A 24,950-nucleotide genomic window follows, 5' to 3' on the forward strand; every position below is an offset into this window, starting at 1 on the left:
GCGCGCGGCTCGGGCAGCGTTGATCGATTGCGGCCGAGCGTAGATCCCCCGGGCGTTCCGGGGAATGCCCCCGACCGTGCCGAGCGGTGAACGAGTGGTGAACGCGTCCTGGAAGAAGGGCTCCTGACACGATGCGTCCCGCAGGGACAGACCGGACCCCCGTTGGAGGAGCATCATGATCCGCTGGACGTACGTCGTCGTCGACCGCCCCGCCCCGGCCGCTGGACGCACCGCCGCGTTCTGGGGCGCCGTCACCGGGACACGGCCCTCCGCACCCTGGGGCGAGCGGGGCGAGTTCACCACGCTGTCCCCGGACGGGGCGGATGCCTGCCTGGTGACGCAGGCGTCCGGAGGGCCCGGCGGCGCCCATCCGGACTTCGCGGTGGAGGACACGGCCGCGTTCACCGACCGAGCGGGGCGACTCGGCGCCACGGCCGGGCCCACGCGTCCGGAGCTGACCGCGATGCGCTCCCCCGGGGGCCAGGCGTTCTGCGTCGTCCCGTGGCGCGGACAGCGGACCCGTCCGCCGGTGCTCACGCATGCGACGGGCGTGAGGAGCAGGCTGGACCAGCTCTGCCTGGATGTGCCGCCGGCCGCGTTCGACGCCGAGGTGGCGTTCTGGACGGAGCTGACCGGCTGGGACTCGCGCCCCGGCACCTACGCGGAGTTCCATGTGCTCCGCCCACCCCTCGGCGCACCGGTCCGCCTGCTCGTCCAGCGCCTGGACGAGCCCCGCGCGGCCTCGGCCCACCCGGATCTGGCCTGCTCCGACCTGGCCGCCGAAAGGATTCTGCACGAGCGGCACGGTGCGGAGTTCGTACGTGACGGCGCCATGTGGACCGTGATGCGGGACCCCGCCGGGGGCCTCTACTGCCTGACCGGGCGCGATCCCGTCACGGGCGAGTAGACGCCCGCCACCACGACGGCTCGGCCATCGGCCCACGCGAACGGCCGAGCCGTCACGTGACACCCGCCCCTCTCGACGCCCCGCTTCCCGACCCTTCACTCCGACCCAAACGTCAGGTAGCCTGACAATTCAATCGGAGCCGATTCCGGAGGTTCGCCATGACCATGGAGTACGCCACCCAGTACCGCTCCCGCTCACACATCCCCCCGGAGCCGGGCAAGCCGTACTTCATCGAGAAGGGCATGGGCGACCGGGCCCACCTCTTCGGTGACCTCGTCACCGTCTACGCCGGCGGGGAGCAGACGGAGAACGCCTTCAACTTCTTCACCGTCGAAGGCACGAAGGGCGACATCATCCCGGCCCACCTGCACGCGGACACCTACGAGGTGTTCTACATCGGCAGCGGAGCCGCCCGGCTCTTCGTCGAGGACCAGGAGGGTGAGCAGTACGAGAAGCTGCTCACCACCGGCGACTTCGGGTTCGTACCCAAGAACTGCCCGCACGCCTACCGCATCGAGCGGCACCACAGCCAGATCATCGGTGTGGCGGCGGGCCCGGGCGGCACCTTCGAGCGCTTCTTCGAGAACCTCGGGACGCCGACCGATGAACTGACGCTGCCGCGCGAGCCGTTCGTCCCCGAACCGCACAAGTTCGGCACGGTTCCGCGGGAGTACGACGTGCGGTTCATGCCCGAGCAGACGTGGCGCACCCAGGACTGACCTGTCGTTCCGTACGCCGGCGCGCCGGTCGGGGGTCCCTGCCCCGACGGCTCGCCGACGGAAGTCCTCGTCCTCCCGCCAGCAAAGGTCCGTTCCATGACGCGATCCGGTCTCCCGCCCTTCCCCTTCGAGCTCCTCGCACCGCCCGACCCCGCCACCCTCGCCCTCCCGCCCGTGGCGACTCCCGTGCCGGGGGTGGAGCTCCTGCGCGGTGCCGTCTACGCCGCGCCCGACGGCAGCCGTCCGCTGGAGCTGGACCTGTGGCGGCCTGCCGGGGCGGACGGGCCCGTCCCCGTCATCGTGTTCGTCCACGGCGGCGGCTGGCGGACGGGGCGGCGCGACGACCTGGGCCCCCGTTTCCGCACCTGGCGGCCCGGCCCGTTCGCCCGGCTCGTCCAGGCCGGGTTCGCGGTCGCGTGCGTCGACTACCGGCTGAGCAGCGAAGCGCACTTCCCCGCCCAGCGGGACGATCTCGCCGCCGCGTTGCGCTGGCTGCGCGTCCGCGCGGACGAACTCGGGGTGGACCGTTCGCGGATCGTCCTGTGGGGTGAGTCCGCGGGCGCGCATCTGGCCGCGCTCACCGCGCTGACCTCGGCGGAGGACGGAGCGGTCCGGGGGTGCGTGTGCTGGTACGGGCCCAGTGATCTCGGTGCCCTCGCGGAGGACCACGACGGCGGCTTCGACCCCGGCGACCCGACCACCCGGGAGGCCCGCCTCCTGGGCGCCGCTCCCGCCGCCGACGAGGAGCTGACCAGGTCCGCGAGTCCTGTCGCCCATGTCTCGGCGGACTCCCCCGCCTTCCTCCTGCTGCACGGGACCGACGACACCCTCGTACCCAGCCGGCAGAGCGTCCGTCTGGCCGACGCGCTGCGCTCGGCGGGAGCCCGGGTGGAGCTGCGGCTGATCGAGGGGGCCCAGCACCTGTGGGTGGGGGTCCCGGACGAGACCGTGACCGAGTGCTTCGAGGGCTCGGTCGCATTCGCCCTGGCGCGCACCCGCTGACCGTTCATCCGCGGGCTCGGTCGCATTCGCCCTGGCGCGCACCCGCTGACCGTTCATCCGCGGGGCCGTGCCCGCCGAGCGGCACTTCGGGCGAACATCCCAAGCGCCTGCCCCGGGCGCCCCGGAGTGATGGAATCCCGGCATGCCGACATCGATGTCCCGCGTGCTCCGGTTGCTCGACCGTTTCCATGCCGCCCGCCCCTGGGACCACAACGCGCACTACCACCGCTGGCTGCTGCGCCGCCTGCCCGCGCGCTTCGGCACGGCACTGGACGTGGGGTCGGGCAGCGGTGACCTGGCCCGGCTCCTGGCCACGCGGGCCGCGTCGGTCGAGGGCATCGACGCCGACCCGGACGTGGTCGCCCGCGCGCGTGATCTCACCGCGCCCGCGCTGCCCGTCGTGTTCACCGTCCACGACGCGGCGGCCGGTCTGCCGGACGGCCCGTTCGACGTCATCACCTGCGTGGCGGCCCTCCACCATCTGCCGTTCTCCGGCACGCTCACCCGTTTCCGCGACCACCTCGCGCCCGGCGGGACTCTGGTCGTGGTGGGGGTCGCCGAGGCCCGGACGCGCGGCGACCACGTCCTGGGAACGGCCGCGATCCCGATGAACATCGCCATGGCCCTGATCACGAACAGGGGACGCAGGGTGGCCCGCCCCACGTCGATGACCGCCCCCACCCGTCCCCCGTCCATGAGCTTCGCCGAGATCGAGCGCGGTGCGCGCGAGGTGCTGCCCGGGGCCCGGTTGCGCCGCCGCCTGTTCTGGCGCTACACGCTCGTGTGGCACCAGGTCCGACGGCCGCCCGCCCCGGGCCAGGACCGTATGCTCGGAGGTCCGCCTGCCGACGAGGAACGATGACCGACGCCGCACCGAACATGCCCCAACTCCTCAGCGAGGCCAAGCGCTGGTTCGACGACGCCCTGCACGCCGGGATGCGGGCCGCGGGTGAGCAGCCCGTGACCGCCGCGCAGGCCGCGGTCTTCGCGACGCTCGACCCGGAGGGCACCTCGATCTCCGAGCTGGCCCGCCGGATGGGGGTCACCCGTCAGACGACGCATCAAGCGGTGCACAGCCTGATCGGCCTGGGGCTGATGGAGCAGACGGACGATCCGTCCTCAGCCCGGTCCCGCATCGTGCGTACCACCCCCGAAGGCGCCCGGGCGCACGCGCGGGCGCAGCTCATGCTGACCGAGCTGGAGTCCGTCCTGGCCGACCGCATCGGCCCTGAGGCCGGGCTGCTGCGCGAGATCCTGGAACGCCCTTGGGGCGAACCGCCCACCCCGGCACAGGGCGACGCGCGTACGCGGGCGAGCTGATCCGGTTCGGCCCGGCAACCGGGAGTGGACTCCCGTCCGGGGCGGGCAGCGAAGTGCACAAGCGGAATGACGCGTACGAGTGGTGCGGATGATCTTTCACTGAGTACCGTGAAGCATCAGGTGGTCGGCAGCTCTCCCAAGTCGCCCTCGGGCGTAAGGGCTTGGCTGCCGGCGCTTCCCGTGCACGAGAGCGTCTCCGCGGCAGGAAGGTGCCCCGCCGGTCGACGACCCGTTCCCCGGCCCCGGCGGGGAGGCGGTCCGTGTCGCCGGAACCGGCGATCACGTGCCTCCGGCGCCGCAGAGGCCAGAAAGTGAGCAGACAGATGCAACCGACGTTCGTACTGGTTCACGGAGCTTTCGCGAACTCCTTCTCCTTCGCGCCGCTCCAGGCCGAACTCGGCCTCCTCGGGCACCGCTCCGTCGCCGTCGACCTTCCGGGGCACGGGTTCGCGGCGACGTACCCGCGCGCCTACCAGGCGCCGCAGGACCTCGAAGCGCTCGCCACCGCGCCCGGGGTCATCAAGAACGTCACGCTCGCCGACAACGCCACGCACCTCATCGGGATACTGGAGCGGGCCAGGCGGAACGGGCCCGTCATCCTCGTCTCGCACAGCCGCGGCGGCATGACGGCCACCGTTGCGGCCAATCAGCGGCCCGACCTGATCGATCACCTCGTCTATGTCTCCGCCTGGTGCCCCGTCGACCTCGACATCGGCGCCTACTACGCCGAGCCCGAGATGGCCACGGTCGACCTCAAGGGACTGGCCTCGGGGATGATCGGCAACCCGGCCGAGCTCGGGCTGCTGCGCTCCAACTTCCGCACGGCGGACTCCGGCGCCCTCGCGGCCTTCAAGGCGGCCTTCCTCGCCGACGGGACGGACGAGGAGTTCATGGTGTTCCTCAACACCTTCCAGCCCGACGAGAACCTCGACGTCGGCACGCCCGACGACCGCGCACAGGCCGGCACCTGGGGCCGGATCCCCAAGTCGTACGTCCGGCTCACCGAGGACACCAGCATGCCGCTCGCCGTGCAGGACCGGATGATCCGCGAGGGCGACGCGCTGACGCCGGAGAATCCCTACGACGTCCGTACGCTCACCAGCAGCCACCTGAAGTGGCTGGTCGACCCGGCACCGGCGGCCCGCGTTCTGGGCGACATCGCCGCGCTGCTGCCCACGGACTCGTGATCGGAGCCGGAGCAGGAGCGCGGCGGCGGTGACCGTGCCGAAGCAGACGTGCACGCACGCGCCGTACGAGGGGTTCGACCCGCTCCCCGCGCGGAAACGGCGACTGCGGGACAATCTCCCGCAGTCGCCGTCCCTGAGCGGAAAGCCTGACGCTGTGCCGGCTACGGCGTCGTGATGACCGGCCGCGGCGCGGTCGCCATGCCGCTCCCGATGGCGAAGCTGGGGTGCGGCGGCTGGTTGTAGGCCGTGTTCTGCCAGGCCAGCGCCGTGCGGTACATCGTGTCGTGGAGCAGTGTGGTGATCTTCGTGCCGGTCTCGTGCGGCGTGGAGTAGATGCGCAGTGCCGTGTTGTTGGTGGTCGCCCAGACCACTTCCTCACGCCAGTCGCCGAAGATGTCGCCGGAGAGCGCGGGCGTGGCCTTGGTGCCGTTGTTCGAGTGGACCGAGGCCCCGGTCAGCAGACGGGTGTCGCCGGAGGTGCCGTACTTGTCGATGTGGTCGCCGTCGAGGAGTTCGCGGGTGGTGTCCCCGTCCCACCAGGACAGGAAGTTCGAGCTGGACGGCTTGCGGCTGGTGACGACGTCACCCTTCGGGCCGCGTACCCCGGAGACGGCGGAGGACCAGGACTCCGCACCGGCGCTGCCGGACCAGATGTCGCCGGACACCCCTCGCCCGTTGTCCCCGCTGGCCGGGGTGGACCACAGGATCTGGCCGGACTTGGCGTCCGCCATCCAGGAGGACGGCTTGGAGCTGTCCTCGTCGACCTTGAACTCCTCCAGGCCCGCGCGGGAGGGATCGAGGTCCCCGACGTGCATGGCGTCCCCGTGGCCGTTCTTCGTGGTCCACAGTCCGCTGCCGTTGTCGTCCACGGCCATGGCGCCGTAGATGATCTCGTCCTTGCCGTCACCGTCGGCGTCGGCGATGGACAGCTGGTGGTTGCCCTGGCCGTCGTATCCCTTGCCGGTGTTGGTGGAGCTGTTCGTGTCGAAGGTCCAGCGCCGGGTGAAGGCTCCGTTGCGCCAGTCCCAGGCGGCGATGACGCTGCGCGTGTAGTAGCCGCGCGCCATGATCAGGGACGGCCTCGCGCCGTCCAGATAGGCCGTGCCGGCGAGGAAGCGGTCGACCCGGTTGCCGTACGAGTCGCCCCAGGAGGACACCGTGCCGCGCGCGGGGACGTAGTCGACGGTGCCCATCGCGGCACCGGTCTTCCCGTTGAACATCGTCAGGAACTCGGGGCCGGACAGGATGTAGCCGGAGGAGTTGCGGTAGTCCGCGGAGGAGCTGCCGATCACCTTGCCGGCCCCGTCGACGCTGCCGTCGGCGGTCTTCGTAGCCACCTCGGCCTGGCCGTCCCCGTCGTAGTCGTACACCTGGAACTGCGTGTAGTGCGCCCCGGAACGGATGTTGCGCCCCAGGTCGATGCGCCAGAGCCTGGTGCCGTCCAGCCGGATGCCGTCGATGATCGTGTTGCCCGTGTAGCCGGACTGGGAGTTGTCCTTGGCGTTGGTGGGCTGCCACTTCAGGACGAAGTCGAGGGCGCCGTCGCCGTCCAGGTCGCCCACGGAAGCGTCGTTGGCCTCGTAGGTGTAGGAGACCCCGTCGGGTGTCGTTCCGCCGGCGGGCGGGCTGATGGGCACGTCCTTGTATCCGGCGCGGAACTGGATCGCGTGCACGGAGTCGGCCTGTTCCACGCCGTTGACGACCGCGCGCACCGTGTAGTCGGCGGTGGCGGGCGCGCCCGAGTGGAAGTAGTTGGTCGACGCGGTGACCGGCGAGGCGTTCACCTTGGTGCCGGCCCGGTAGACGTTGAACGACACGTTGTCGGGGTCGGTACCCAGCCAGCGCCAGCTGACGAGGTTCCCGCTGTCGGTGTGGACGCTCACGACGCCGCGGTCGAGGGCCTCCGCCTGCCGGGCGGTGGCGGCCTGCGAGGCTGGGCCGAGGGCGACGAGCCCGCCGGCGGCGAGCAGCCCGGCCGCCAGCGCGCGGGTGCGGGTGATGCGGCGTCTGCGAGGGGGGCGGGAATCGGGTCGGGTAAGCAGAGGCTCCACGGGAGGCACCTTCTGGCAGGGGATGGCTTACGCCCCCTCAGTTGCTCCCGGAAGCCGAAAGGTTGCCGCCAGGTTCCTTCCGTGTCACGGCGTTCCGGCCCCGCCCCACGCCTGCCGTGTGCGCCGCGGCGTGCAGCGAGCGCAGGGCGAGCAGCAGGAAGCCGATGTCGTCGAGGTAGACGGGGTCCGGCAGGAGGTCGACGGGCGACACGGTGTAGATCACGGCCGCCCACACCAGCGCCTTGTCGCGCAGGGGGATTCCGGCGTCCATGAGCAGTTTCCTGGCACGGATCACCCGTACCAGCAGGACCGCGGCGACACCCGCCAGGAGCAGCAGGACGATCGCGCCGATGAGGAGCCAGACCCAGGTGTCCATGGCTCATCCTCTCCCGGCGGGGTGTCCGGAGCGGGGAGGCGTCATCCGTGGCTCCTGACCTGGCGGCGGGAGCGGCGGCGCTTCAGGGCACGGCGTTCGTTCTCGTCCGTGCCTCCCCACACACCTGCGTCCTGGCCGTTCTCCAGAGCCCATTCCAGGCACTGTTCCCGCACGGGGCAGGCCCGGCAGACCGCCTTGGCGTCCTCGGTCTGCACGAGTGCCGGGCCGCTGCTGCCGATGGGGAAGAACAGGTCGGGGTCCTCCTCGCGGCATGCCGCGTGGGTGCGCCAGTTGTCCATGTCGCTCACTCCTTCTCGTACGGGACGGGCCCGCCGACGCGGCGGTTCCCGCTTCGTCGCTCTGTGTTCCGTGCGTTGCGTGAGTCGCGCACTGTGCGCGTGACCGTCTCCGGGCGTTCGAAACCCCAACAGGACCGTTCTTCAAAGGTTTCCGGGATTCTCCCGGCCGGCCGGGAGGGGCGTGCCCGGGTGCGGGGCGGACGCGCAGGCGGTGTCCAGCCTGATGCGGTAGTCCATGACGGCGGCGGGTTCGTCGATGATGTCCACGCGGCTCCCGGGGATCTCCAGGACCGCGCGGTCGCCGATCTCCGGGGCCTGTACGCGCAGCAGGTGCAGCGGCGGGACTCCGGTCATGGGGTGCGGCGGGTGGCCGAGGGGCACCACCTGGACCGTGAGGTGCCGGCGGTCGGCGGCCTCCTCCAGTACGGCCCGCTGCCCGGCCATCACCGCGGGGCCGCCGACCCGGGTGTGAAGGGCGGCTGCGGGGAACAGGGCCCACAGGACGGCCCCGCGCTCCTCCAGGCGGCGCTGCCGCTCCCCCAGCAGTTCGACGCGGCGGTCGCGCCACGCACCGGATTCGGCCGGGAACAGGGCGTGGCAGAGGGCGGCCTCGTAGGCCGGGGTGCGCAGCAGTTCGGGGACCACCGCGGGGTGCCAGGTCCGGACGAGCCGGGCGCTGGATTCGATGCCGATGACCTCCTGCTGCCACGGGCGCATCGTGTCCCGCCACCGGTGCCACCAGCCGGGCAGATTCGCGGCGGCCAGGCCCGCCATGATCGGCTCGCCCTCGGCGTCGGAGACCCCGTAGCGCTCCAGAAGCACCCGGACCTGGTGGGCGTCGAGCCCCGTCTCGGCACGCTCGATCCGGCGTACGGTCGCGGGGTGGGCACCCAGTGCCACGGCAGCGGCCTGCAGGCTGATGCCCGCGCGTTCCCGCAGGAGGCGCAGGCGCGCCGCCAGGACACGGTGCTCGACCGTGGGGCCGGATCGGGGCCTCATCCACGTACCTCTCTCGGCGCGCCGAAACGGGCGAGTTTCAGGCAGACGCAGCACAGATTCAGACACTATCCGGAACTATTTGGTCATTCTGTCTCTTGCAAAGTATGCACTTTGCACGGAGAGTACGTACATGTCGGAAATAGTCGCGTGCGCGCGTCTCACCCCGGAGGGCTCGGGCGGTCGTAGCGCACAGAGCTGGTGGATTCCCCGCCTCCCCCGGAGTGTCCCCGAAGCAAGGCACCGCGTGCAGCAAGCCATGCGGAGCTGGGGAGAGCCCGACGACCGCGTGGAGACCGCGGCCCTGGTGGTGACCGAGCTGGTGGCCAACGCGGTGGAGCACACCACGGGCCGGCGGATCCGGTGCCGCCTGCTGCGGACCCCCGGCCGGGTGCGCATCTGCGTGTGGAACCGCCGTCTGCGGCACGGGCAGCCACTGCCCCGGCCGAGGGACCCGGCCGTGCCGCACACCCGCCACGCAGCGGCGCGCCCTGAGCGGCACCGCGCCGCGGGCGACGGGTCTCATGGCCCCGGCGCTCACGACGGCACGGAGGGCCCGGGGCCCGTTGCCGCGACCGTGCCGGAGGGCATGGACGGGCACGAAGGGTTCAGCCTCACCTCGGTCGCCGAGGACGGGCGGGGCCTGATGCTCGTGGACGCGCTGGCCTCACGGTGGGGCACCCGCACCAGCATGTCCGGCCGGCTGGTCTGGGCCGACATCTGAGCGCCCGGGGCGGTCGCCTCAGGCGAGCGCCCGGCATTCCGGGTGGCCCCAGCCGCTCGCGTTCTTCGCGATCATGTCCTTGGCCGCGTAAGGCTTCCCGCACTGGCAGCGGCCCGCGAACTTCGCCCTGATCGTCGCGCCGGACCGGGCGGACCCGCCGCCGGCGCCCGCGGAGCCCGTTCCGCCGGACCGGGTGGATCCCCCGCGCGAGGCGCCCGTTCTGCCCTTGGCCGAGCGGGCGGGGGCCGGAACCGGCAGCGCGGCGGTACCGTGCGCGGTGCCCGCGGCCTGCTGGGACACGGCGACCTCGCTCGCGGCCTGGTCGGCCAGCGCGTTGAGCGGATCACCGTCCACCTGGTGCGCCGGCACGTAGCGGAATTCCACGCTGCGCCCGGCCAGCAGCTCGTCGATACCGACCACCAGCTCGCGGTTGGCGACCGGCTTGCCGCCCGACGTCTTCCAGCCGTTGCGCTTCCAGCCCGGGAGCCATTTGGTGACCGCGTTCATCGCGTACTGCGAGTCCATCCGCACCTCGACGGGGACGGCGGGGTCGGTGGACCTCAGCAGTTCCAGCAGGGCGGTGAGCTCGGCGACGTTGTTGGTGGCCGTGCCGAGCGGGCCCGCCTCCCATCGCTGGGGGTTCCCCTGGTCATCGGCCACGACCCACGCCCAGGCGGCAGGTCCCGGATTGCCCTTCGATGCCCCGTCACACGCGGCGATGATGCGCTCGTTCATGCCCACGATCATGCCAGCCCGCGGGGCCGGTCCCGACGGGCCCGTGAACGCGCGGGGGCCCCGGACCGCAGAGAGCGGCCGGGGCCCGCGGCGTGTGCACCCGAAGCCTCGCGTCAGATCATGCCGGGCCCGCGTGCCCCGGCCCGGACGGAAGACCTCAGATAACGCCGGACGCGGAGACGGCGATGCCGGCCTTGGTCTGGCCGGAGGACGAGCCGTACGACTCGATCTTGCGGACGAGCTCCATGCTGGTCTCGTCGGCGACCTCACCGAACACCACGTGCTTGCCGTCGAGCCACGGCGTGAGGACGGTGGTGATGAAGAACTGCGAACCGTTGGTGTTCGGGCCGGCGTTGGCCATCGAGAGCAGCCCCGGCTTGTTGTGCTTCAGGGTGAAGTTCTCGTCGGCGAACTTCTCGCCGTAGATGCTCTTGCCGCCGGTTCCGTTGCCGTTGGTGAAGTCTCCGCCCTGGAGCATGAAGCCCGGGATCACGCGGTGGAACGGCGAGCCGGCGTAGCCGAAGCCCTTCTCACCGGTGGCGAGCGCGCGGAAGTTCTCCACGGTCTTGGGGGCAACGTCGTCGAAAAGGTTGAACACGATCCGCCCAGCGGGCTTCTCGTCGATGCTGATGTCGAAATACGCCTTGATGGTCATGGGTCCATCCTGACATCACCGGACGCCTCCCGTTGCACAGCCCCCGCCCCCACGCGGCCCCGGAGCCGCAAGGCGGCGCAAACGAACGCGGCGTACCACGGGGGTGAGCCGTGGTACGCCGGTCATTCGGGCCGATCGCTCAGGGAGAACGCTCAGGCCGGTCGCTCAGGCAGGGCGCCCGGGGGGAACGCCGCTTCCCCCCGGCCCCGCCGTTCAGCGGTTGCCGCGGTGGCCGCCGTCACGACCGCCGTCACGACCGCCGTCGCGGTGGCCGCCGTCACGGTGCCGGCCCCAGGACTCGGAGTCGATCTTGCGGCCCCGGTTGTCACGGAGGGTCGCGGTGTCACGGCTGTCCCACACGTAGTTGCGGCGGTCCTGGTAGACGTCGTGCCGGGTGTCGCGGCCCACGCCGGTGTGGACACGGACGGAGGAGCGGCCGGCCAGCCGCAGGTCGAACGTGTACGAGCGGCGGCTCTCGTCGGTGAGCGTCCAGCCGCGGAGGTTCACGGAGTGGCGGCTGGTGTTCGTGACGGTGACCCACTCCGCGTTCAGGCTGCGGTTGGAGCCGTTGTCGCGGCCGGGGCTCTCGTACTGGATCTCGCCGAGGACGATCGCCGAGCGCTGGCGGTCGCGGCCACGGTCGTGGTCCCGGCCGTCGGCCGTGGCCGGCAGGGCCGCGGCGCCGAGCAGGGCGCCGGTGGCGAGAACGGTGGCGGTGATCCGTCGTGCGGAACGGGACATGGAAACCCCTCATCATGCGGGCCCGGAATGGAGTGCCGGGCGTTTTTCCGACCCCGGCGTCGTGCCGAGAACGCAAACTTTGTCCCGCTTTCGAGGTGGCCGAAAGGTGCCCTGGTTCGTGTGACAAAGTGCGGACATTTCTGTCACACGCGGCTGCATTCGACACGGATTCCGGCGGTCGTAGACCTGTCAACCGTTGATCCTTGCACCGACCCTTTCGGCTGGCCGTTCGCCTGGTCGGAGCGCCCCGTTCACACCCGCTCCGCTCCCCCGGGCGCCGAAGCCCGGGAAGCCCATTTCCGTGTAACAGAAGCGAGAGCGCTTGCCTGGACAGGCGTTCCATTACCGTCGGGATAGAAGCTCGCGCGTTCGAGCTCTCAGGACCCAGCGGGACGGCGCGATCCGGGCTCGCTGCCCGCCGCTGGTGACCAGCGCGTTCACCGGCGTCATCGGATCCAGCGCCATCGTCCTGGCCAGCAGGACGCCGACGGCCAGCGGGAGCAGGGTGACGGCCAGCGCCGATCCGGCGCTGGTCAGGTTCTTCTGGATACGGGGGCGCGGCGGCGCGATGCGGACCATGACCCCATTCGACCGCCGACGGCAGGCGGCGGCATCGGGCCAGGTACTCAGACGGGCCGCTCCCCCGTACTCACTCCGGCTGGTGGGCACCTGGCCCGGACCGGACCGTCACGCTTCGGACGGCGGGCCCCAGTGCGAGAAGCGGGGCAGCCACTTCACCCGGTAGTCGGGGTGCCCGGCGTGCTCGGCGGCCATCTGCCGGACGACGAAGCCGAGCCCGACGGCGCGGCCCGAGCTGAAGTCCTGGGCGGGCCGGTCGGTGTCCAGGACCGCGATCTCCTCGTACTCGTCCAGGAGCACCCTGGTGGTCTCGATACGGCGCAGGGTGCGCGCCGGGTCCTGGAAGGCGATGTGCCGGTCGTAGCCCCGCGACCGTACGACGAACGCGATGCCGCTCGTCCGGTCGTGCACCTCGCCGGGCGCCTCGGCCGGGGTGCGCCAGCCGTCTCCGCCGGCTTCCCGCGCGATGAGCTCCTCCTCCGCGAGGCGCGCCCGCACGAAGGCCAAGAGGTCCGTGTTGTCTGCCATCTGGTTCCGAATCCTTCTCCGTCACAGACCGCGGCGGATCTCCGTTCACCGACGCGGACCCGTTCTGCCCGACCAGCAGAGGATGCCTCACCGGGGCGCCTGGACCGCAGCCCGGGGCGGTGATCAGCGTGGTGATCAGCACGACGGATTTCGGCGGGCGGCCAGCAGGAGGGCGATGTCGTCGGGGCGGTCGTCGTCCAGTCCGGCCCGGGCGATCACCCGGTCCGCCGTCTCGGCCAGCGACAGACGGCCCGTGTCGGCCAGCGTGCTGCGCAGCCGCTCGATGCCCTCGTCGATGTCCGCGCCCGCCTTCTCCACCAGCCCGTCGGTGAACAGCGCCAGCACGGAACCGGGTTCGAGCCGCAGCTCGGTCACGGGATACGACGCGTCGGGGTCGACGCCGAGCACCACGCCGCCCGCCAGGTCCAGCACCTCGGTCGTGCCGTCGGGGTGCCTGAGCACGGGCTGGGGGTGTCCGGCGCGTACGGCCCTGACGGTGCCGGTGACCGGGTCGAGGAGCACGTAGCAGCAACTGGCGAACTGACCGGGATCGAGGCCGATGAGCAGTTGGTTGGTGGCGCTCATGATCTCCTGCGGCTCGTGCCCGGTGAGCGCGAAGGCGCGTACGGCGCTGCGGAGCTGTCCCATGGTGGCGGCAGCGGCGACTCCGTGGCCCTGGACGTCGCCGATGACCAGGGCGAGTCCGCTTCCGGTCTCGACGACGTCGTACCAGTCGCCGCCGATCTCGATGTCCTGGGTGCCCGAGAGATAGCGCCCGATGGTGTCGACCTGGTCGACGACGGGCAGCCGGTGCGGCAGCAGCGCGTCCTGGAGCCCCCGCGCGAGCGCGGCCTCCGTGTCGTAGCGCTGGGCCCGCTGGAGCGCCTGGGCGATGAGCCCGGCCAGCGCGGTGAGCGCGGTGCGCTCCTCTGGGCTGAAGCCTCGGGGCTGGTCGAAGCCGAGGATGCACGAGCCGACGGGCCTGCCGGAGGCGATCAGCGGCAGGAAGGCGCGGGCGCCCACATCGGTGTCCAGAGGGATTCCGGGGTAGGCCTCGGCCAGCTGCTCCATGGACTCGAAGAACAGCGGCCGGCCGGTCGTCAGCGTGTCCACGCCGGGGATGTGCGCGTCGAGGCCGACGCCGTCGAACCGGTCCAGGAAGCCCAGCGGGAAGCCCGTCTCCCAGGCCATGTGGAGACGCCGCTCGTGCTGGAGGTAGATGGCCAGTTGTCTGCCGCCGAACGCGGGAAGGAGCTCCTCGGTGACCACGGCGGAGACCTGGCGCGCGGTGACGGCCTCCGTCAGCGCGATGGCCAGGGCGACCGGCCGGTACAGGACGGCGGAGCGGTCGGCGGGCGAGCCGAATGCCGCTCCCGCCGGGGTGGCGGATTCGGGCGTGTGCCCGGGCCGCCCGGAGCGGAGGAAGGTGAGGGTGACCCCGTCCCGGCCGGGGAACATCGCCACGGAGAGCCACTGCTTCGGGTTGCGGCGGGCGAGGAAGTAGACGGGGGCGTCGGAGAACAGGGCGGCCCTGTGGTGGTCCTCGTAGGCCGGGTTCGCGAGCCATGGCAGGGCCTCCCACAGGATCCGGCCCGCCAGCTCCGCCCTGGGACGCTCAAGGATCTTCTCGGCCCTGCGGTTGACGTAGGTGATCCTGCCGGTCCGGTCGAGGGAGAGCATGCCTCGCGGGACCCGGTCGGCCGCCTCGGGGACGACGGGCTCCGCTCCCGGGTCGAGCAGGAGACCGGCCACCCGGTGGCCGTTCTCCCCGCGGCCGGTGAGTTCGACCACCAGCGGACGGCTGTCGGGGCCCCAGAGCCGCATGCGGCGCACATGGGGCTCCGCCGAGCGCGCGGCCCGGTGCCCGAGGGCCCACAGCCCGTAGACGTCGTCCGGCAGCAGCCCGGCCGTCAGCTCCTCCATGGTGTGCACCGCGGGCGCGGTGCTCACGTGGCCCAGGATGGCGTGCGCCTCCTCGTCCGCGGTGACGGCCCCGCTGTCGACGTCCCACTCGAAGCGTCCGATCCGCAGCGGGCGCGCGGTGTCCGCCGGCAGCCGCAGAAGCCGGGGCTCGCCCTCCCATTCGACCGGGTGCCCGTCCCGTTCCAGGGCGGCGAGGTCCTCGCCGAGCCGTTCCGCGAGTTCCTCCATGCGGCGCCGGTCGGCGCCGCCGACCGGTACCCCTCTGGTGGCGTAGCGCAGCACGACGAGGACGCCCAGGGGGGTGCCTCCTCCGACGACGGGGACGCAGAGCGATCCGAAGGGGAACGGCAGGCCCGCCATCAGCTGCGGGAAGCGGCGCATGGTCTCCTCGGCGTCGCCGAGGTACACCGGATGGCCCGAGCGGTAGGCCTCGGCCACCGGGAAGGGCCGGTTCACATGCATGCGCGACCAGGGCCGCAGCAGCGGGCCGGGCAGCCCCGCGAGCACCGCCAGCATCAGGAGGTCGGGGGTGCGGGTGCGGAGATAGACGCCGCCGCCGTACCCCCCGACGGCGTCGACAGCGCTCACCACGGCCTGGGCGAGCGCCAGCGACAGTCCGTCGGGCGTGCGGCTGCCATCGGGGCTCCAGGTCACACAGCCAGGATGCGCACCCGCCCCCGGGCGCGCATGTCCACGGCCGTCGCTCCCCCTCAGGTTCCGGCGGGCACGGAGGGTTCCGTGCCCGCCCGCGCGCAGACCGATGCGGCGGCCCGGGAGGCGAAGGACAGCATGTCCCGCAGGGTGCCGGGGTCCGGGCTCGCGGTGAGGGAGCCGAGGGCGCTCATGCGGCTCAGCAGGCCGGCGGCGAACGCGTCCCCGGCGCCGATCGTGTTGACGACCTCGACGGGCACCGCGTCGACGGACACGGGCGGCGCCGTCGCCGTGTACGCGGTGCTGCCCCGGGCGCCCCTGGTCAGGACGACCAGCCGCCCGCACGCCGCCAGCCTCCGGCAGGTGTCCTCCGGGCGGTCCCCCGGCCACAGCCGCTCCAGGTCCTCGTCGCTGGCCTTCACGACGTGTGCGAGGCCGCACAGCGCGCGCAGGACCGCCGAACCGTCGTCCTCGCCCAGGGTGCGGTCCCTGCGGACGTTGGGGTCCACCACGAGGAGGGAGCGGGACGCCGCGGCCTCGGCTGTCGCCCGGACGACCGCGGCCGCCGGGTCCACCACGGCCGCGAGCCCGCCGACGTACACGGCGCCGAACCGGGAGGTCTGCGCGGAGAGGTCCGGCAGCCGGAAGGTGGCCGTGTCCTGGAGGTGGAAGTGGTAGCCCGTGCCCCCCGCGCCCGGCTCCGCGACGGCCAGCGCCGTGGGCAGGCCGGAGCGTGCGCACAGGGTGAGGTCGGCCCCGGCCTCCCGCAGCCGCTCCTCGATCGTCCGGGCGAATCCGTCGCCGCCGATGCCGCCCGCGAACACGGTCGGGATGCCGAGCCTCGCCAGCCCGACGGCGACGTTGGCCGGCGCCCCGCCGAACTGTGCGGTCCGTACGCCGCCGTCCCCGTCCACCGGTACGAGGTCGATGAGGGCCTCGCCGAGCACCAGCACGGGGCGGGGCCGCCCGCCCGTCACGGCTCGACCACGATCTTGCGGCCGATGCCCGCCTTGAAGCGGTCGATGGCCTGGGGGTACCGGTCGAGCGGCATCCGGTCGCTGATGAACACGGCCGGGTCGAGGACCCCGGTGGCGAAGAGCGCGGCAGCGCGTTCGTAGCTGTGCAGGACGGCCATCGAGCCGGTGATGGTGATCTCCTGGTTGTAGATGCGGTACGGCTCGATGACGGCCGTGGTCGCGTAGTCCGCGACCCCGAACTGGAGGAAGGTGCCGCCCTTGGCGACGCGCCCCAGGCCGTCCTGGATGGCGGCCGCGTTGCCCGTCGCGTCGATCACGACGTCCCAGCCGCCGGGCCGGTCGAGCTCGTCGGCCCCGGCCGCCGACCGGGAGCAGCCGAGGAGCCCGGCCGTGGCGAGGCGTTCGGGGTTGACGTCCAGGACGTCGACGCCCGCCGCGCCGGTGCGCTTGGCGAGCTCCAGCATCATCAGCCCCATGGTTCCGGAGCCGTAGATGAGCACCTCGGCGCCGAGGGTGCTGTTCAGTACGTCGTAGCCCCGCACCGCGCAGGAGAGCGGCTCGATCAGGGCCGCGTCCTTCACGTCGATGTGCTCGGGCAGCTTGACGCAGTTGGCCACGGGGGCGACCGCGTACTCGGCGGCGCCGCCCGCCACGGTGACGCCGATGGCGGCCCAGCGCTCGCAGAGGTTGCCGCGCCCGATGCGGCAGTACCGGCACTCGTGGCAGTGCAGGGAGGGGTCGACGGCCACCCGGTCGCCGACGGCCAGCTCCGTGACGTCCCGGCCGACGCCGACGATCTCCCCGGCGAACTCATGGCCCGGGACGATGGGCAGGGTGGGCGCGAACTCGCCCTGGAGGATGTGGAGATCGGTGCCGCAGAGCCCGCAGGAGGCGACGGAGACGACGACGTCGCGGGGGCCGGGGGCCGGGTCGGGGACGGTGGTGACGGAGATCCTGCCGGGGGCTTCGACGATCGCTGCCCGCATTATTTCACTGCTCCGAGAGACAGGCCCTGGACGAGTTTGTCCTGGGCGGCGTAGCCGGCGGCGAGCACCGGCAGGGACACGACGACGGACGCGGCACACAGCTGGGCCAGGAACAGGCCCTGGCTGGTGACGAATCCGGTGAGGAAGACGGGTGCGGTCTGGGCGACGACGCCGGTGAGCACCCGTGCGAAGAGCAGCTCGTTCCAGCTGAAGATGAAGCAGATCAGGGCGGTGGCGGCGATGCCGGGCGCGGCCATCGGTGCGACGACCCGGGCCAGGACGGTCGGCAGCCTCGCGCCGTCGACCTGGGCGGCCTCGATCACGGAGACGGGGACGTCCGACAGGAAGGACTGCATCATCCAGACCGCGATCGGCAGGTTCATCGAGGTGTAGAGCAGGACGAGCAGCCAGATGTTGTCCAGCATCCCGGCGTTCTTGGCGAACAGGTAGACGGGCAGGAGTCCCGCGACGACGGGCAGCATCTTCGTGGAGAGGAAGAAGAACATCACGTCGGTCCACTTGCGGACGCGCCGGATGGACAGGGCGTACGCCGCCGGAAGCGCCAGCAGGAGGGTCAGCAGCGTGGAGAAGACGGACGCGCCGAGCGAGTTGAGCAGCGGCGGCCACGGGGTGACGCCGGTGTCGGCGCCGAAGAAGGCCCGGTAGCCGTCGAGGGTGAGCGGCGCGAAGAGGGACGGCGGGTTGGTGGCCGCGTCCGGCTCCGCGTGCAGCGAGGTCAGCAGCATCCACAGCGCGGGCAGGCAGAAGGCGAGTCCGGCCGCCCAGGCCAGCAGACCGAGCGCCGCGGAGCGCCGTCTGGCCGTTCGCAGGACGCGTCGCGCGGACGGGGCGGGCGCGGGGACGGTGGCGGTGGCGGTGGCGGTGGCGGTGGTCATGCTCGGTTCGCCTCCTCACTGAAGAGGGACGAGACGGTCCGGAGCGCGAAGGTGGCGATGACGATCGTGCCGATCACCACCACGACTCCCGCGGCGGACGCCAGTCCGTATTCGTGGGCCTGGTAGAAGGTCTGGTAGATCGTGTACGGGAGGTTGGCGGTGCCGAGGCCTCCGGCGGTGAGGGTGAACACCGCGTCGAAGTTCTGCACGATGTAGACGGCGCCGAGCAGGACGCCGAGTTCGAGGTATCTGCGCAGGTGCGGCAGGGTCAGGTAGCGGAAGGTCTGCCAGGCGCTCGCGCCGTCCAGCCGCGCGGCCTCGACGACCTCGGCGGGCCGGCTCTGGAGCCCGGCGAGCAGGATCAGCATCATGAACGGCGTCCACTGCCACACGAGTGCGGCGATGACGGCGAGCAGCGGCATGTCCGCGATCCAGTCGGGCTGGCTCGGGGTGGTGTCGCCGAAGAGCTCGCCGACCCAGCTCAGCGCGCCGTTGAGCAGGCCGTACTCCGGGTTGTAGAGCGCGTGCTTCCACAGGAGCGCGGCGGAGACGGGCACGATCAGGAACGGCGTGATGAGCAGGGTGCGGACCATGCCGCGGCCGAAGAACGTGCGGTCCAGGAGCAGCGCGAGGGCCAGCCCGATGACGACGGTGGCGATGACCACGCCCGCGGTCAGCAGGATCGTGGTGAGCACCGAGTCGCGCAGCGCGGCGTCGGTGAAGACGGAGGCGTAGTTGTCGAGCCCGTTGAAGGCGCGCTTCTCGGGGCTGAGGGAGTTCCAGTCGAAGAGGGAGATCACCAGGGTCGCCACGAAGGGCAGCTGGGTCACCACGATCAGGAAGACCAGTGCGGGCAGCAGGGGCGCCCTGGTGGCCCAGGCCCGGGGCCCGCTCCTCCGGCGGGCCGGGGCTCCGGGTGGCCGGGGTGGTGACTGCGGGGTGGTGCCGACTGCTGTGGTCATCGGTACTCCTTGGCGACCTGTTCGGCCAGCTCCTGGGACGTGGCCAGCGCCTTGTCGACGGACTGGCGGCCGGCGATGGCCGCGCTGATCTCCTGCGCGACCCTGGTGCCGAGATCGGTGAACTCGGGGATGCCCACGAACTGGATTCCGGGTACCGGGCGCGGCTGGGTGCCGGGGTTCTTCGGGTCGGCGCCGGCGATGGCCTGCTCGGTGACGTCCGCGAAGGCGCCCGCGGCCTTCAGGTATTCCGGGTTGTCGTACGTGGAGGCCCGTTTGCCGGCGGGTGCGTTGGACCATCCGCTGGTCTCCCCGACGAGTGACTCGTACTCCTTGCTGGAGGCCCAGGAGACGAACTTCCAGGCGTCGTCGGCCTTCCTGGACGCCTTCTGGACGCCCCATGCCCAGGTGTAGAGCCATCCCGAGCTCTTGGTCCTCTCGACCGGCGCGGGGACGTAGCCGACCTTCCCCTTGACCGGTGAGCCCGCGGCCTCCAGCGAGCCGGCGCCCGCCGTGGCGTCGTACCACATGGCGGTCTTGCCCTGGGTCATGTTGTTGAGGCACTCGGCGTACCCGGACTGGGAGGCGCCGCGCTCGCCGTGCTTGCGCACGAGGTCGACGTAGAACTTCGTGGCCTTCTTGAACTCGGGTGAGGTGAGCTGCGGTTTCCAGTCCTCGGTGAACCAGGTGCCGCCCATGGTGTTGACGACGGTGGTGAGCGGGGCGACGAGCTCGCCCCAGCCGGGCAGTCCACGCAGGCAGATGCCCTTCATCCCGGGCTCGGCGCCGTCGGCCCGGGCGGCGAGTGAGGCGACCTGTTCCCAGGTCGGGTGGGCGGGCATCTCCAGCCCTTTCGCCTCGAAGACGTCCTTGCGGTACATCAGGAAGGACGACTCGCCGTAGAAGGGCTGGGCGTAGAGCCTGCCCTCGGCGGTGAGCGACTCCCGCAGGGGTTCGAGGATGTCGTCCTGGTCGAAGGCGGTGTCCTGCGCGGCGTAGTCGTCGAGCGGATGCAGCCAGTCGTTCCTCGCGAAGAAGGGGACCTCGAAGTTGCTGATGGTGCCGACGTCGTACTGGCCCGCCTGGTTGGAGAAGTCCTGACTGATCTTGTCCCGCACGTCGTTCTCGGGGAGCACCGTGAAGTGGACCTTGATGCCGGTCTCCTCGGTGAAGTGCTCGGCGGTGAGCTTCTGCAGTTCGAGCATCTGCGGGTTGTTGACCATGAGTACGTTGAGTGCGTCACCCCCTCCGAAGGCGGTGCCGCCCGCTCCCGCGCATCCGGCGGTGACCAGGGCCATCGCTGCTGTGCCCGCGACCGCACGCACGCGGATCCCACGGCGTCGTTGCTGGTGGGGCATAAGTTGTTCTCCTGTATCGGTCGTAGCGGCTCATGGGTCGGTACCTGTGCCCTTCGCGGCTCTCCTGACGGTCTCCGGGCATGGCGGGGCTGCCCTCCGGCCTCCTGGGCGGGGCGGGAAGGTGAGCGGGGATCGGTCGGGGGCGGCGGCGGGGGCCGCCGCCGTGCGGGATCAGACGCGGATGACGTTCGGGCCGAGGAGGGAGTAGCGCTGGGCCTCCGCCGACGGCAGCCCGGTGTCGGTGACGACGGTCTCGAAGTCGTCGACGCCTGCGAAGCGGCAGAAGCTCACCGCACCGAATTTCGTGTGGACGCCGGCGAAGACCCGGCGGCGGGCGCTGCGCATGGCCTGTGCCTTGACCTCGCACACCGCCGGGTCCGGGGTGGTCAGCCCGTACTGCCGGGAGATTCCGTTCGCGCCGACGTACGCGAGGTCGATGACGAAGCCGGCGAGCATACGGGTCGCCCAGTGGTCGACCGTGGCCATGGTGCTGCCCCGCAGGCGCCCGCCGAGCAGGAGCACCGCCGTCTTCTCGGCGTCCGCGAGGACGGTCGCCACGGCCAGGGAAGCGGTGACCACGGTCAGCGGCCGGTCGCGCGGGAGGGCTTCGGCGATGAGCTGGGGGGTGAAGCCCTCGTCGACGAACACCGTCTCCGCGTCGCCCAGGAGGTCGGCGGCGGCCTTCGCGATCCGGGACTTCTGCGGCACGTGATGCGTGGTGCGCATCGCGAGCGTCGTCTCGAACCCCGCGCTCTCGACCGGGTACGCACCGCCGTGGGTACGCCGTACGAGACCGTGCTCCTCCAGGGTGTGCAGATCGCGCCTGATCGTCTCCTTGGCCACCTGGAACCGTTCGGCCAGCCGGTTCACGTCGACCGAACCGTCCTGCCGGGCGGCTTCCAGAATTCCTCGTCGGCGTGCCTCGGTGCCCACGACACCATCCCTGCGCTAGTGCGGATCTGCCGTGGGCCCGGCGTCCGTTCGGGCCCACGCATCGTTTGTACAAGCAGCATCGGCTGTTGGACCAGCGTCTTCGCGCCACGGGCTGTGCCCGTTCGTGCCCGAATCTCCTCGGGGTCCCGCGCTGGTGGTCCGCGTGACGGGGGTGGCGGGACGGCCCGGCTGTGCCCGCTTCGCCGATGACCGTGCCCGTTTGCCGCCCGAACGGTGCTCACACGGGCCCGGACCGCGCACCGGGAAGGCCGGCATCCGTGAGCGGGGACCCAGGGTGGACGTGGGCGGGAGCGCGCGGAATGCCGTGGCGGTCAAGGAAGTTGACCACGGCATGACTCAAGGACCAGCACCTCGCGCCCTGTCCGACGCAGCCCTCTCCGAGCTGCTCGCACGGCAGCAGTTCGGCACGCTCGCCACCGTCAGGAAGAGCGGACACCCGCACCTGACCACCATGCTCTACAGCTGGGACCCCGAGGCCCGCGTGGTGCGGCTGTCCACCACGGCCGACCGCGTCAAGATCCAGCACGTGCGGCGCGACCCGCACGCGGCGCTGCATGTCCAGGGTGACGACGTCTGGTCGTTCGCCGTCGCCGAGGGCACGGCGGAGGTGTCCGCGATCACGACGGCTCCCGGCGACGCGGTCGGCCGGGAGCTGCTGTCGATGATCCCGACGGCCGCGAAGCCCGAGGACGAGGACGCGTTCTTCGAGCAGCTGGTCGCCGAGCGCAGGATCGTCATCCGGCTGAGGGTGGAGCGGCTGTACGGGACGGCCTTGGACGTTTAGCACATCCGTCGCTCATCGGGAGGAATTCCGGCCGAGCCATGCCGGAATGTTCCCCTCCAGGCTGATTTCGGCCAACATTCCATGTCTCATGTCCCTTCGGACAACCTCCGCCGTGAAAGTCCTCTCTCACAGGCTGAGCGCATCCACCGCCCCACGGGGCACTCGGACATCGGAGAGCGATGAGCACCAGAACCCCCCGCAACCGCCTGTGGCGTCCGGCGGTCGCCGCCGCCGCGGTGATCACCGTGACCGCCGGAGTCTCCGGCGCCACGCCCGGCGCCGCGAAGGCGTCAGGCGTCCCGCAGCTCGGCCTGGTCGCCGCCTCGAAGTCGGTGACACTCGACTCCTGGAAGGAGGACCCGGGTGTCTACCTGGACCTCGGGACGTATCTCACCGCCTCCGGCGCCCCGCTGGAACTGCGGGTGACCCGGAAGAGCTACAAGGATCCGGTCGTCGCCACCCAGGTGATCCGCACCGGGGCCAGGACCCGCACCAGGGTCCTGCCCGCGGGCACGGTGAAGGACTTCTCCGGGCTGCCGGGCTTCGTCCGGATCACGGTCAGGGACGCGGCGGGAAAGATCGTGGTGAACCGTTCGGAGTCGTTCTGCCCGAACAACGCCTCGGGCAGGATCCTGCCCGAGGCCCCGGCCACGTCGAAGTATCCCGAGAGCTGCCCGACGAACCCCTTCACGCTCGGCTCGGTGTGGGGTGTCGAGAAGGGCTGGGCGTCCAACACGTACGCCGGCTACTACGCACAGCCCGTCGTCCTGCCGGCCGGGCAGTACACCGCCGAGGTGGCCGTGGCCCCGCGCTACCGGAAGCTGTTCGGGGTCACCGGCAAGCCGCAGACCGTCAAGGTGACGGTGCGCGAGCGCAGTTGGGAGGAGGAGAACCCCTCCTCGACCGCCCGGGGCAGCCGTGACGCGTCCGGGCACGCCGGACACACGAGCCATGCCGGCCACGCCGCGACGCGCACCCCGGCTCCGGTGTCCGCGACCACCGGAGCCGGTCCCTCGTACAACGTGGGCCACGGACCCCACCCGCCCGCGCCCGCGGCCGTGCCGTGGGCCGACAAGCGCCTGGGCTTCCGGTCGGCGCAGGGCGACGCTCCGGGCCGTACGGACGGCTCCCGGCAGGCCCCCGCGGCGGCGCCCGAGGCGCGGCGTCCCACGGGCAGGGCTTCCGTGCCGGACGTGCCGAAGCCCGATCTGCGTTCGCTGCCCGCCTACGGCATCACGATCGGTCAGACCACCGGTGGCGCGCCGGGCAAGGACTACCTGGCCTTCAGCGCCAACGTGTGGAACGCGGGCCCCGCGCAGCTGGTGGTGGACGGCCTCCGCAAGCCGGGCAACGCGCTGATGGACGCCTACCAGTACTTCTACGACGCCTCCGGCAAGCAGGTCGGCTACACCCCGACCGGCACCATGGAGTGGGACCCCCGGCCGGGTCATGAGCACTGGCACTTCACGGACTTCGCGAGCTACCGGCTGCTGAAGGCGGACAAGAAGGAGACCGTGCGCAGCGGCAAGGAGGCCTTCTGCCTGGCGAACACCGACGCGGTCGACTACACGGTGAAGAACGCCAACTGGCACCCGGGCAACACCGATCTCTCCACGGCCTGCGGTCAGGAGAACTCCATCTCCGTGCGGGAGGTGCTCGACGTGGGTTCCGGTGACACCTACACCCAGGACCTTCCGGGCCAGTCCTTCGACATCACCGGTCTGCCGAACGGGACGTACTTCATCCAGGTGCTGGCCAATCCGGAGAACCGGCTCAAGGAGACGAACCTCGGCAACAACAGCGCGCTGCGGAAGGTGGTCCTGGGCGGCAGGCCCGGCGCCCGCACGGTGACCGTCCCCAAGCACGACCTGGTGACCGCTCCCTGACATACGTCCCGCGTCGCGGTCCCCGGGCGAGGTGTTCCCGGGGGCCGCGGCAAGGCCCGTACGCCGGGGTGCCGATGTGTCAGACTTCGCGCACGACCGGTCCGGAAGGGGACGTCCCATGACCGAAGGCCACCAGCACCCGGCAGCCGAGGCGTTCGACGCCATCGGTGCCGATTACGAGCGGGCCTTCGCCGGCTCGGACGCCCACCGCGCCTCGCTGGAACGGCTGCTGGAGCAGCTCGCCCCGCACAGCCGGGTCCTGGACGTCGGCAGCGGGACGGGCCGGCCGACCGCGTACACCCTGGCCGGTGCGGGGCACGAGGTGCTGGGCATCGATGTCTCGCCCGTCATGGTGGACCTCGCGACGCGCGGCGTCCCCGGGGCGACCTTCCGCTGCGCCGACATCCGCGACACCGCGCTGGAGGAGGGCTTCGAGGCGGTCTGCGTCTACTTCTCGCTCCTGCAGATGACGCGCGAGGAGCAGCGCGCGCTCGTGCGCCGTCTGGCGGGGGTCCTCCGTCCCGGCGGCCATCTGGTCCTGGCGACGGTGCCGCTGGACGTGGAGGGCGTGAGCGCCGTCTTCATGGGCCAGGAGGTACGGGTGACGAGCTTCGGCCCCGAGGCGTTCCGGAGGCTCGCGACGGAAGCCGGGCTCGCCGTCGCGCACCAGGAGGACACGGTGTTCACGCCGTCCCATCCGGCGGCCGTGCCCGAGCCCCATCTCTTCCTGCACTGCCGCAGGTGACCTGACGGCCGA

Annotated in this window: 26 protein-coding genes; 10 read left to right on the top strand and 16 right to left on the bottom strand. The window is 71.7% G+C overall.

From position 1 onward, the window contains the following. The first annotated feature begins 175 nt into the window (after positions 1–175). The 6 genes from AMK10_RS22245 (at position 176) to AMK10_RS22270 (ending at position 5,135) form a co-directional block, all read left to right on the top strand. Positions 176–907, top strand: a complete 732-nt coding sequence (locus AMK10_RS22245) for a VOC family protein (protein ID WP_073749663.1) — start codon at positions 176–178, stop codon at positions 905–907. Between the two features lie 158 nt (positions 908–1,065). Next, the gene (locus AMK10_RS22250) at positions 1,066–1,626 is read left to right on the top strand and encodes a quercetin 2,3-dioxygenase (RefSeq protein WP_073749664.1); all 561 of its coding nucleotides are present in this window, start codon (positions 1,066–1,068) and stop codon (positions 1,624–1,626) included. 96 nt (positions 1,627–1,722) lie between these two features. Further along, positions 1,723–2,628, top strand: a complete 906-nt coding sequence (locus AMK10_RS22255) for an alpha/beta hydrolase (RefSeq protein WP_073749665.1) — start codon at positions 1,723–1,725, stop codon at positions 2,626–2,628. 142 nt (positions 2,629–2,770) lie between these two features. After that, positions 2,771–3,490 carry a class I SAM-dependent methyltransferase gene (locus AMK10_RS22260; RefSeq protein WP_073749666.1) on the top strand — a complete coding sequence of 240 codons (720 nt, stop codon included), beginning with the start codon at positions 2,771–2,773 and terminating at the stop codon, positions 3,488–3,490. Continuing rightward, entirely contained in the window at positions 3,487–3,948 is a 462-nt protein-coding gene (locus AMK10_RS22265) for a MarR family winged helix-turn-helix transcriptional regulator (RefSeq protein WP_073749667.1), read from the top strand. The genes AMK10_RS22260 and AMK10_RS22265 overlap by 4 nt, the downstream gene beginning before the upstream one ends. A gap of 323 nt (positions 3,949–4,271) precedes the next feature. Next, complete coding sequence (locus AMK10_RS22270; RefSeq protein ID WP_198959763.1) at positions 4,272–5,135, top strand: alpha/beta fold hydrolase; 864 nt, start codon at positions 4,272–4,274, stop codon at positions 5,133–5,135. Positions 5,136–5,296: 161 nt separating this feature from the next. Here AMK10_RS22270 and AMK10_RS22275 read toward each other — a convergent pair whose 3' ends face one another. From AMK10_RS22275 to AMK10_RS22290, 4 genes are all read right to left on the bottom strand, one after another. After that, positions 5,297–7,186, bottom strand: a complete 1,890-nt coding sequence (locus AMK10_RS22275; protein WP_073749668.1) for a rhamnogalacturonan lyase — start codon at positions 7,184–7,186, stop codon at positions 5,297–5,299. Positions 7,187–7,223: 37 nt separating this feature from the next. Next, a complete protein-coding gene (locus tag AMK10_RS22280; RefSeq protein ID WP_073749669.1) occupies positions 7,224–7,562 on the bottom strand; it encodes a YkvA family protein in 339 nt (112 codons plus the stop codon). A 41-nt stretch (positions 7,563–7,603) separates the two neighbouring features. Further along, the gene (locus tag AMK10_RS22285) at positions 7,604–7,861 is read right to left on the bottom strand and encodes a WhiB family transcriptional regulator (protein ID WP_073749670.1); all 258 of its coding nucleotides are present in this window, start codon (positions 7,859–7,861) and stop codon (positions 7,604–7,606) included. A 141-nt stretch (positions 7,862–8,002) separates the two neighbouring features. Continuing rightward, positions 8,003–8,860: a helix-turn-helix domain-containing protein gene (locus AMK10_RS22290; protein WP_073749671.1), complete on the bottom strand. Its 858-nt coding sequence runs from the start codon at positions 8,858–8,860 to the stop codon at positions 8,003–8,005. 202 nt (positions 8,861–9,062) lie between these two features. Between AMK10_RS22290 and AMK10_RS22295 the strand changes: the two genes are divergently transcribed. Further along, on the top strand, positions 9,063–9,581 hold the full coding sequence (locus AMK10_RS22295; protein ID WP_073750147.1) for an ATP-binding protein: 519 nt from the start codon (positions 9,063–9,065) through the stop codon (positions 9,579–9,581). Between the two features lie 18 nt (positions 9,582–9,599). On the opposite strand, the gene AMK10_RS22300 is transcribed toward AMK10_RS22295, so the two are convergent. The 12 genes from AMK10_RS22300 to AMK10_RS22355 all read right to left on the bottom strand — a co-directional run bounded on the left by AMK10_RS22300 (position 9,600) and on the right by AMK10_RS22355 (position 21,502). After that, complete coding sequence (locus AMK10_RS22300) at positions 9,600–10,316, bottom strand: ribonuclease H family protein (RefSeq protein ID WP_073750148.1); 717 nt, start codon at positions 10,314–10,316, stop codon at positions 9,600–9,602. Positions 10,317–10,473: 157 nt separating this feature from the next. Beyond that, positions 10,474–10,971: a peptidylprolyl isomerase gene (locus tag AMK10_RS22305; protein WP_073749672.1), complete on the bottom strand. Its 498-nt coding sequence runs from the start codon at positions 10,969–10,971 to the stop codon at positions 10,474–10,476. 213 nt (positions 10,972–11,184) lie between these two features. After that, the gene (locus AMK10_RS22310; protein ID WP_073749673.1) at positions 11,185–11,712 is read right to left on the bottom strand and encodes a lamin tail domain-containing protein; all 528 of its coding nucleotides are present in this window, start codon (positions 11,710–11,712) and stop codon (positions 11,185–11,187) included. Between the two features lie 342 nt (positions 11,713–12,054). Then, positions 12,055–12,291 carry a hypothetical protein gene (locus tag AMK10_RS22315; protein WP_107428477.1) on the bottom strand — a complete coding sequence of 79 codons (237 nt, stop codon included), beginning with the start codon at positions 12,289–12,291 and terminating at the stop codon, positions 12,055–12,057. A gap of 108 nt (positions 12,292–12,399) precedes the next feature. Then, positions 12,400–12,819, bottom strand: a complete 420-nt coding sequence (locus AMK10_RS22320; RefSeq protein ID WP_073749674.1) for a DUF6221 family protein — start codon at positions 12,817–12,819, stop codon at positions 12,400–12,402. A gap of 135 nt (positions 12,820–12,954) precedes the next feature. Beyond that, the gene (locus tag AMK10_RS22325) at positions 12,955–15,396 is read right to left on the bottom strand and encodes a SpoIIE family protein phosphatase (RefSeq protein ID WP_241839629.1); all 2,442 of its coding nucleotides are present in this window, start codon (positions 15,394–15,396) and stop codon (positions 12,955–12,957) included. Between the two features lie 56 nt (positions 15,397–15,452). Then, positions 15,453–16,370, bottom strand: coding sequence for a PfkB family carbohydrate kinase (locus tag AMK10_RS22330; protein WP_073749675.1), 918 nt, complete (start codon positions 16,368–16,370; stop codon positions 15,453–15,455). Beyond that, entirely contained in the window at positions 16,367–17,356 is a 990-nt protein-coding gene (locus tag AMK10_RS22335) for a zinc-dependent alcohol dehydrogenase family protein (RefSeq protein WP_073749676.1), read from the bottom strand. The genes AMK10_RS22330 and AMK10_RS22335 overlap by 4 nt, the downstream gene beginning before the upstream one ends. Then, positions 17,356–18,252 (bottom strand): carbohydrate ABC transporter permease, encoded by an 897-nt coding sequence (locus AMK10_RS22340; RefSeq protein WP_073749677.1) that lies wholly within the window; start codon positions 18,250–18,252, stop codon positions 17,356–17,358. The genes AMK10_RS22335 and AMK10_RS22340 overlap by 1 nt, the downstream gene beginning before the upstream one ends. Beyond that, on the bottom strand, positions 18,249–19,214 hold the full coding sequence (locus tag AMK10_RS22345) for a carbohydrate ABC transporter permease (RefSeq protein WP_073749678.1): 966 nt from the start codon (positions 19,212–19,214) through the stop codon (positions 18,249–18,251). Before AMK10_RS22345 ends, AMK10_RS22340 begins: the two co-directional genes overlap by 4 nt. Beyond that, a complete protein-coding gene (locus AMK10_RS22350) occupies positions 19,211–20,569 on the bottom strand; it encodes an ABC transporter substrate-binding protein (RefSeq protein ID WP_073749679.1) in 1,359 nt (452 codons plus the stop codon). The genes AMK10_RS22345 and AMK10_RS22350 overlap by 4 nt, the downstream gene beginning before the upstream one ends. A gap of 171 nt (positions 20,570–20,740) precedes the next feature. Beyond that, positions 20,741–21,502, bottom strand: a complete 762-nt coding sequence (locus AMK10_RS22355; RefSeq protein ID WP_073749680.1) for a DeoR/GlpR family DNA-binding transcription regulator — start codon at positions 21,500–21,502, stop codon at positions 20,741–20,743. A gap of 352 nt (positions 21,503–21,854) precedes the next feature. On the opposite strand from AMK10_RS22355, the gene AMK10_RS22360 reads away from it, so the two are divergent. From AMK10_RS22360 to AMK10_RS22370, 3 genes are all read left to right on the top strand, one after another. Beyond that, positions 21,855–22,307, top strand: coding sequence for a PPOX class F420-dependent oxidoreductase (locus tag AMK10_RS22360; protein ID WP_073749681.1), 453 nt, complete (start codon positions 21,855–21,857; stop codon positions 22,305–22,307). Positions 22,308–22,486: 179 nt separating this feature from the next. Continuing rightward, on the top strand, positions 22,487–24,193 hold the full coding sequence (locus tag AMK10_RS22365) for a lysyl oxidase family protein (RefSeq protein WP_073749682.1): 1,707 nt from the start codon (positions 22,487–22,489) through the stop codon (positions 24,191–24,193). Between the two features lie 118 nt (positions 24,194–24,311). Next, entirely contained in the window at positions 24,312–24,938 is a 627-nt protein-coding gene (locus AMK10_RS22370; RefSeq protein ID WP_073749683.1) for a class I SAM-dependent methyltransferase, read from the top strand. Positions 24,939–24,950: the final 12 nt, after the last annotated feature.

It is taken from the genome of Streptomyces sp. CB02058, from assembly GCF_001905505.1.
Classification (GTDB): domain Bacteria; phylum Actinomycetota; class Actinomycetes; order Streptomycetales; family Streptomycetaceae; genus Streptomyces.

Coding starts and splice junctions, on each gene's coding strand:
- AMK10_RS22245 (WP_073749663.1), top strand. CDS start 176: ATGATCCGCTGGACGTACGTCGTCGTCGACCGCCCCGCCCCGGCCGCT.
- AMK10_RS22250 (WP_073749664.1), top strand. CDS start 1,066: ATGACCATGGAGTACGCCACCCAGTACCGCTCCCGCTCACACATCCCC.
- AMK10_RS22255 (WP_073749665.1), top strand. CDS start 1,723: ATGACGCGATCCGGTCTCCCGCCCTTCCCCTTCGAGCTCCTCGCACCG.
- AMK10_RS22260 (WP_073749666.1), top strand. CDS start 2,771: ATGCCGACATCGATGTCCCGCGTGCTCCGGTTGCTCGACCGTTTCCAT.
- AMK10_RS22265 (WP_073749667.1), top strand. CDS start 3,487: ATGACCGACGCCGCACCGAACATGCCCCAACTCCTCAGCGAGGCCAAG.
- AMK10_RS22270 (WP_198959763.1), top strand. CDS start 4,272: ATGCAACCGACGTTCGTACTGGTTCACGGAGCTTTCGCGAACTCCTTC.
- AMK10_RS22280 (WP_073749669.1), bottom strand. CDS start 7,562: ATGGACACCTGGGTCTGGCTCCTCATCGGCGCGATCGTCCTGCTGCTC.
- AMK10_RS22285 (WP_073749670.1), bottom strand. CDS start 7,861: ATGGACAACTGGCGCACCCACGCGGCATGCCGCGAGGAGGACCCCGAC.
- AMK10_RS22290 (WP_073749671.1), bottom strand. CDS start 8,860: ATGAGGCCCCGATCCGGCCCCACGGTCGAGCACCGTGTCCTGGCGGCG.
- AMK10_RS22300 (WP_073750148.1), bottom strand. CDS start 10,316: ATGAACGAGCGCATCATCGCCGCGTGTGACGGGGCATCGAAGGGCAAT.
- AMK10_RS22305 (WP_073749672.1), bottom strand. CDS start 10,971: ATGACCATCAAGGCGTATTTCGACATCAGCATCGACGAGAAGCCCGCT.
- AMK10_RS22310 (WP_073749673.1), bottom strand. CDS start 11,712: ATGTCCCGTTCCGCACGACGGATCACCGCCACCGTTCTCGCCACCGGC.
- AMK10_RS22315 (WP_107428477.1), bottom strand. CDS start 12,291: ATGGTCCGCATCGCGCCGCCGCGCCCCCGTATCCAGAAGAACCTGACC.
- AMK10_RS22320 (WP_073749674.1), bottom strand. CDS start 12,819: ATGGCAGACAACACGGACCTCTTGGCCTTCGTGCGGGCGCGCCTCGCG.
- AMK10_RS22335 (WP_073749676.1), bottom strand. CDS start 17,356: ATGCGGGCAGCGATCGTCGAAGCCCCCGGCAGGATCTCCGTCACCACC.
- AMK10_RS22340 (WP_073749677.1), bottom strand. CDS start 18,252: ATGACCACCGCCACCGCCACCGCCACCGCCACCGTCCCCGCGCCCGCC.
- AMK10_RS22345 (WP_073749678.1), bottom strand. CDS start 19,214: ATGACCACAGCAGTCGGCACCACCCCGCAGTCACCACCCCGGCCACCC.
- AMK10_RS22350 (WP_073749679.1), bottom strand. CDS start 20,569: ATGCCCCACCAGCAACGACGCCGTGGGATCCGCGTGCGTGCGGTCGCG.
- AMK10_RS22360 (WP_073749681.1), top strand. CDS start 21,855: ATGACTCAAGGACCAGCACCTCGCGCCCTGTCCGACGCAGCCCTCTCC.
- AMK10_RS22365 (WP_073749682.1), top strand. CDS start 22,487: ATGAGCACCAGAACCCCCCGCAACCGCCTGTGGCGTCCGGCGGTCGCC.
- AMK10_RS22370 (WP_073749683.1), top strand. CDS start 24,312: ATGACCGAAGGCCACCAGCACCCGGCAGCCGAGGCGTTCGACGCCATC.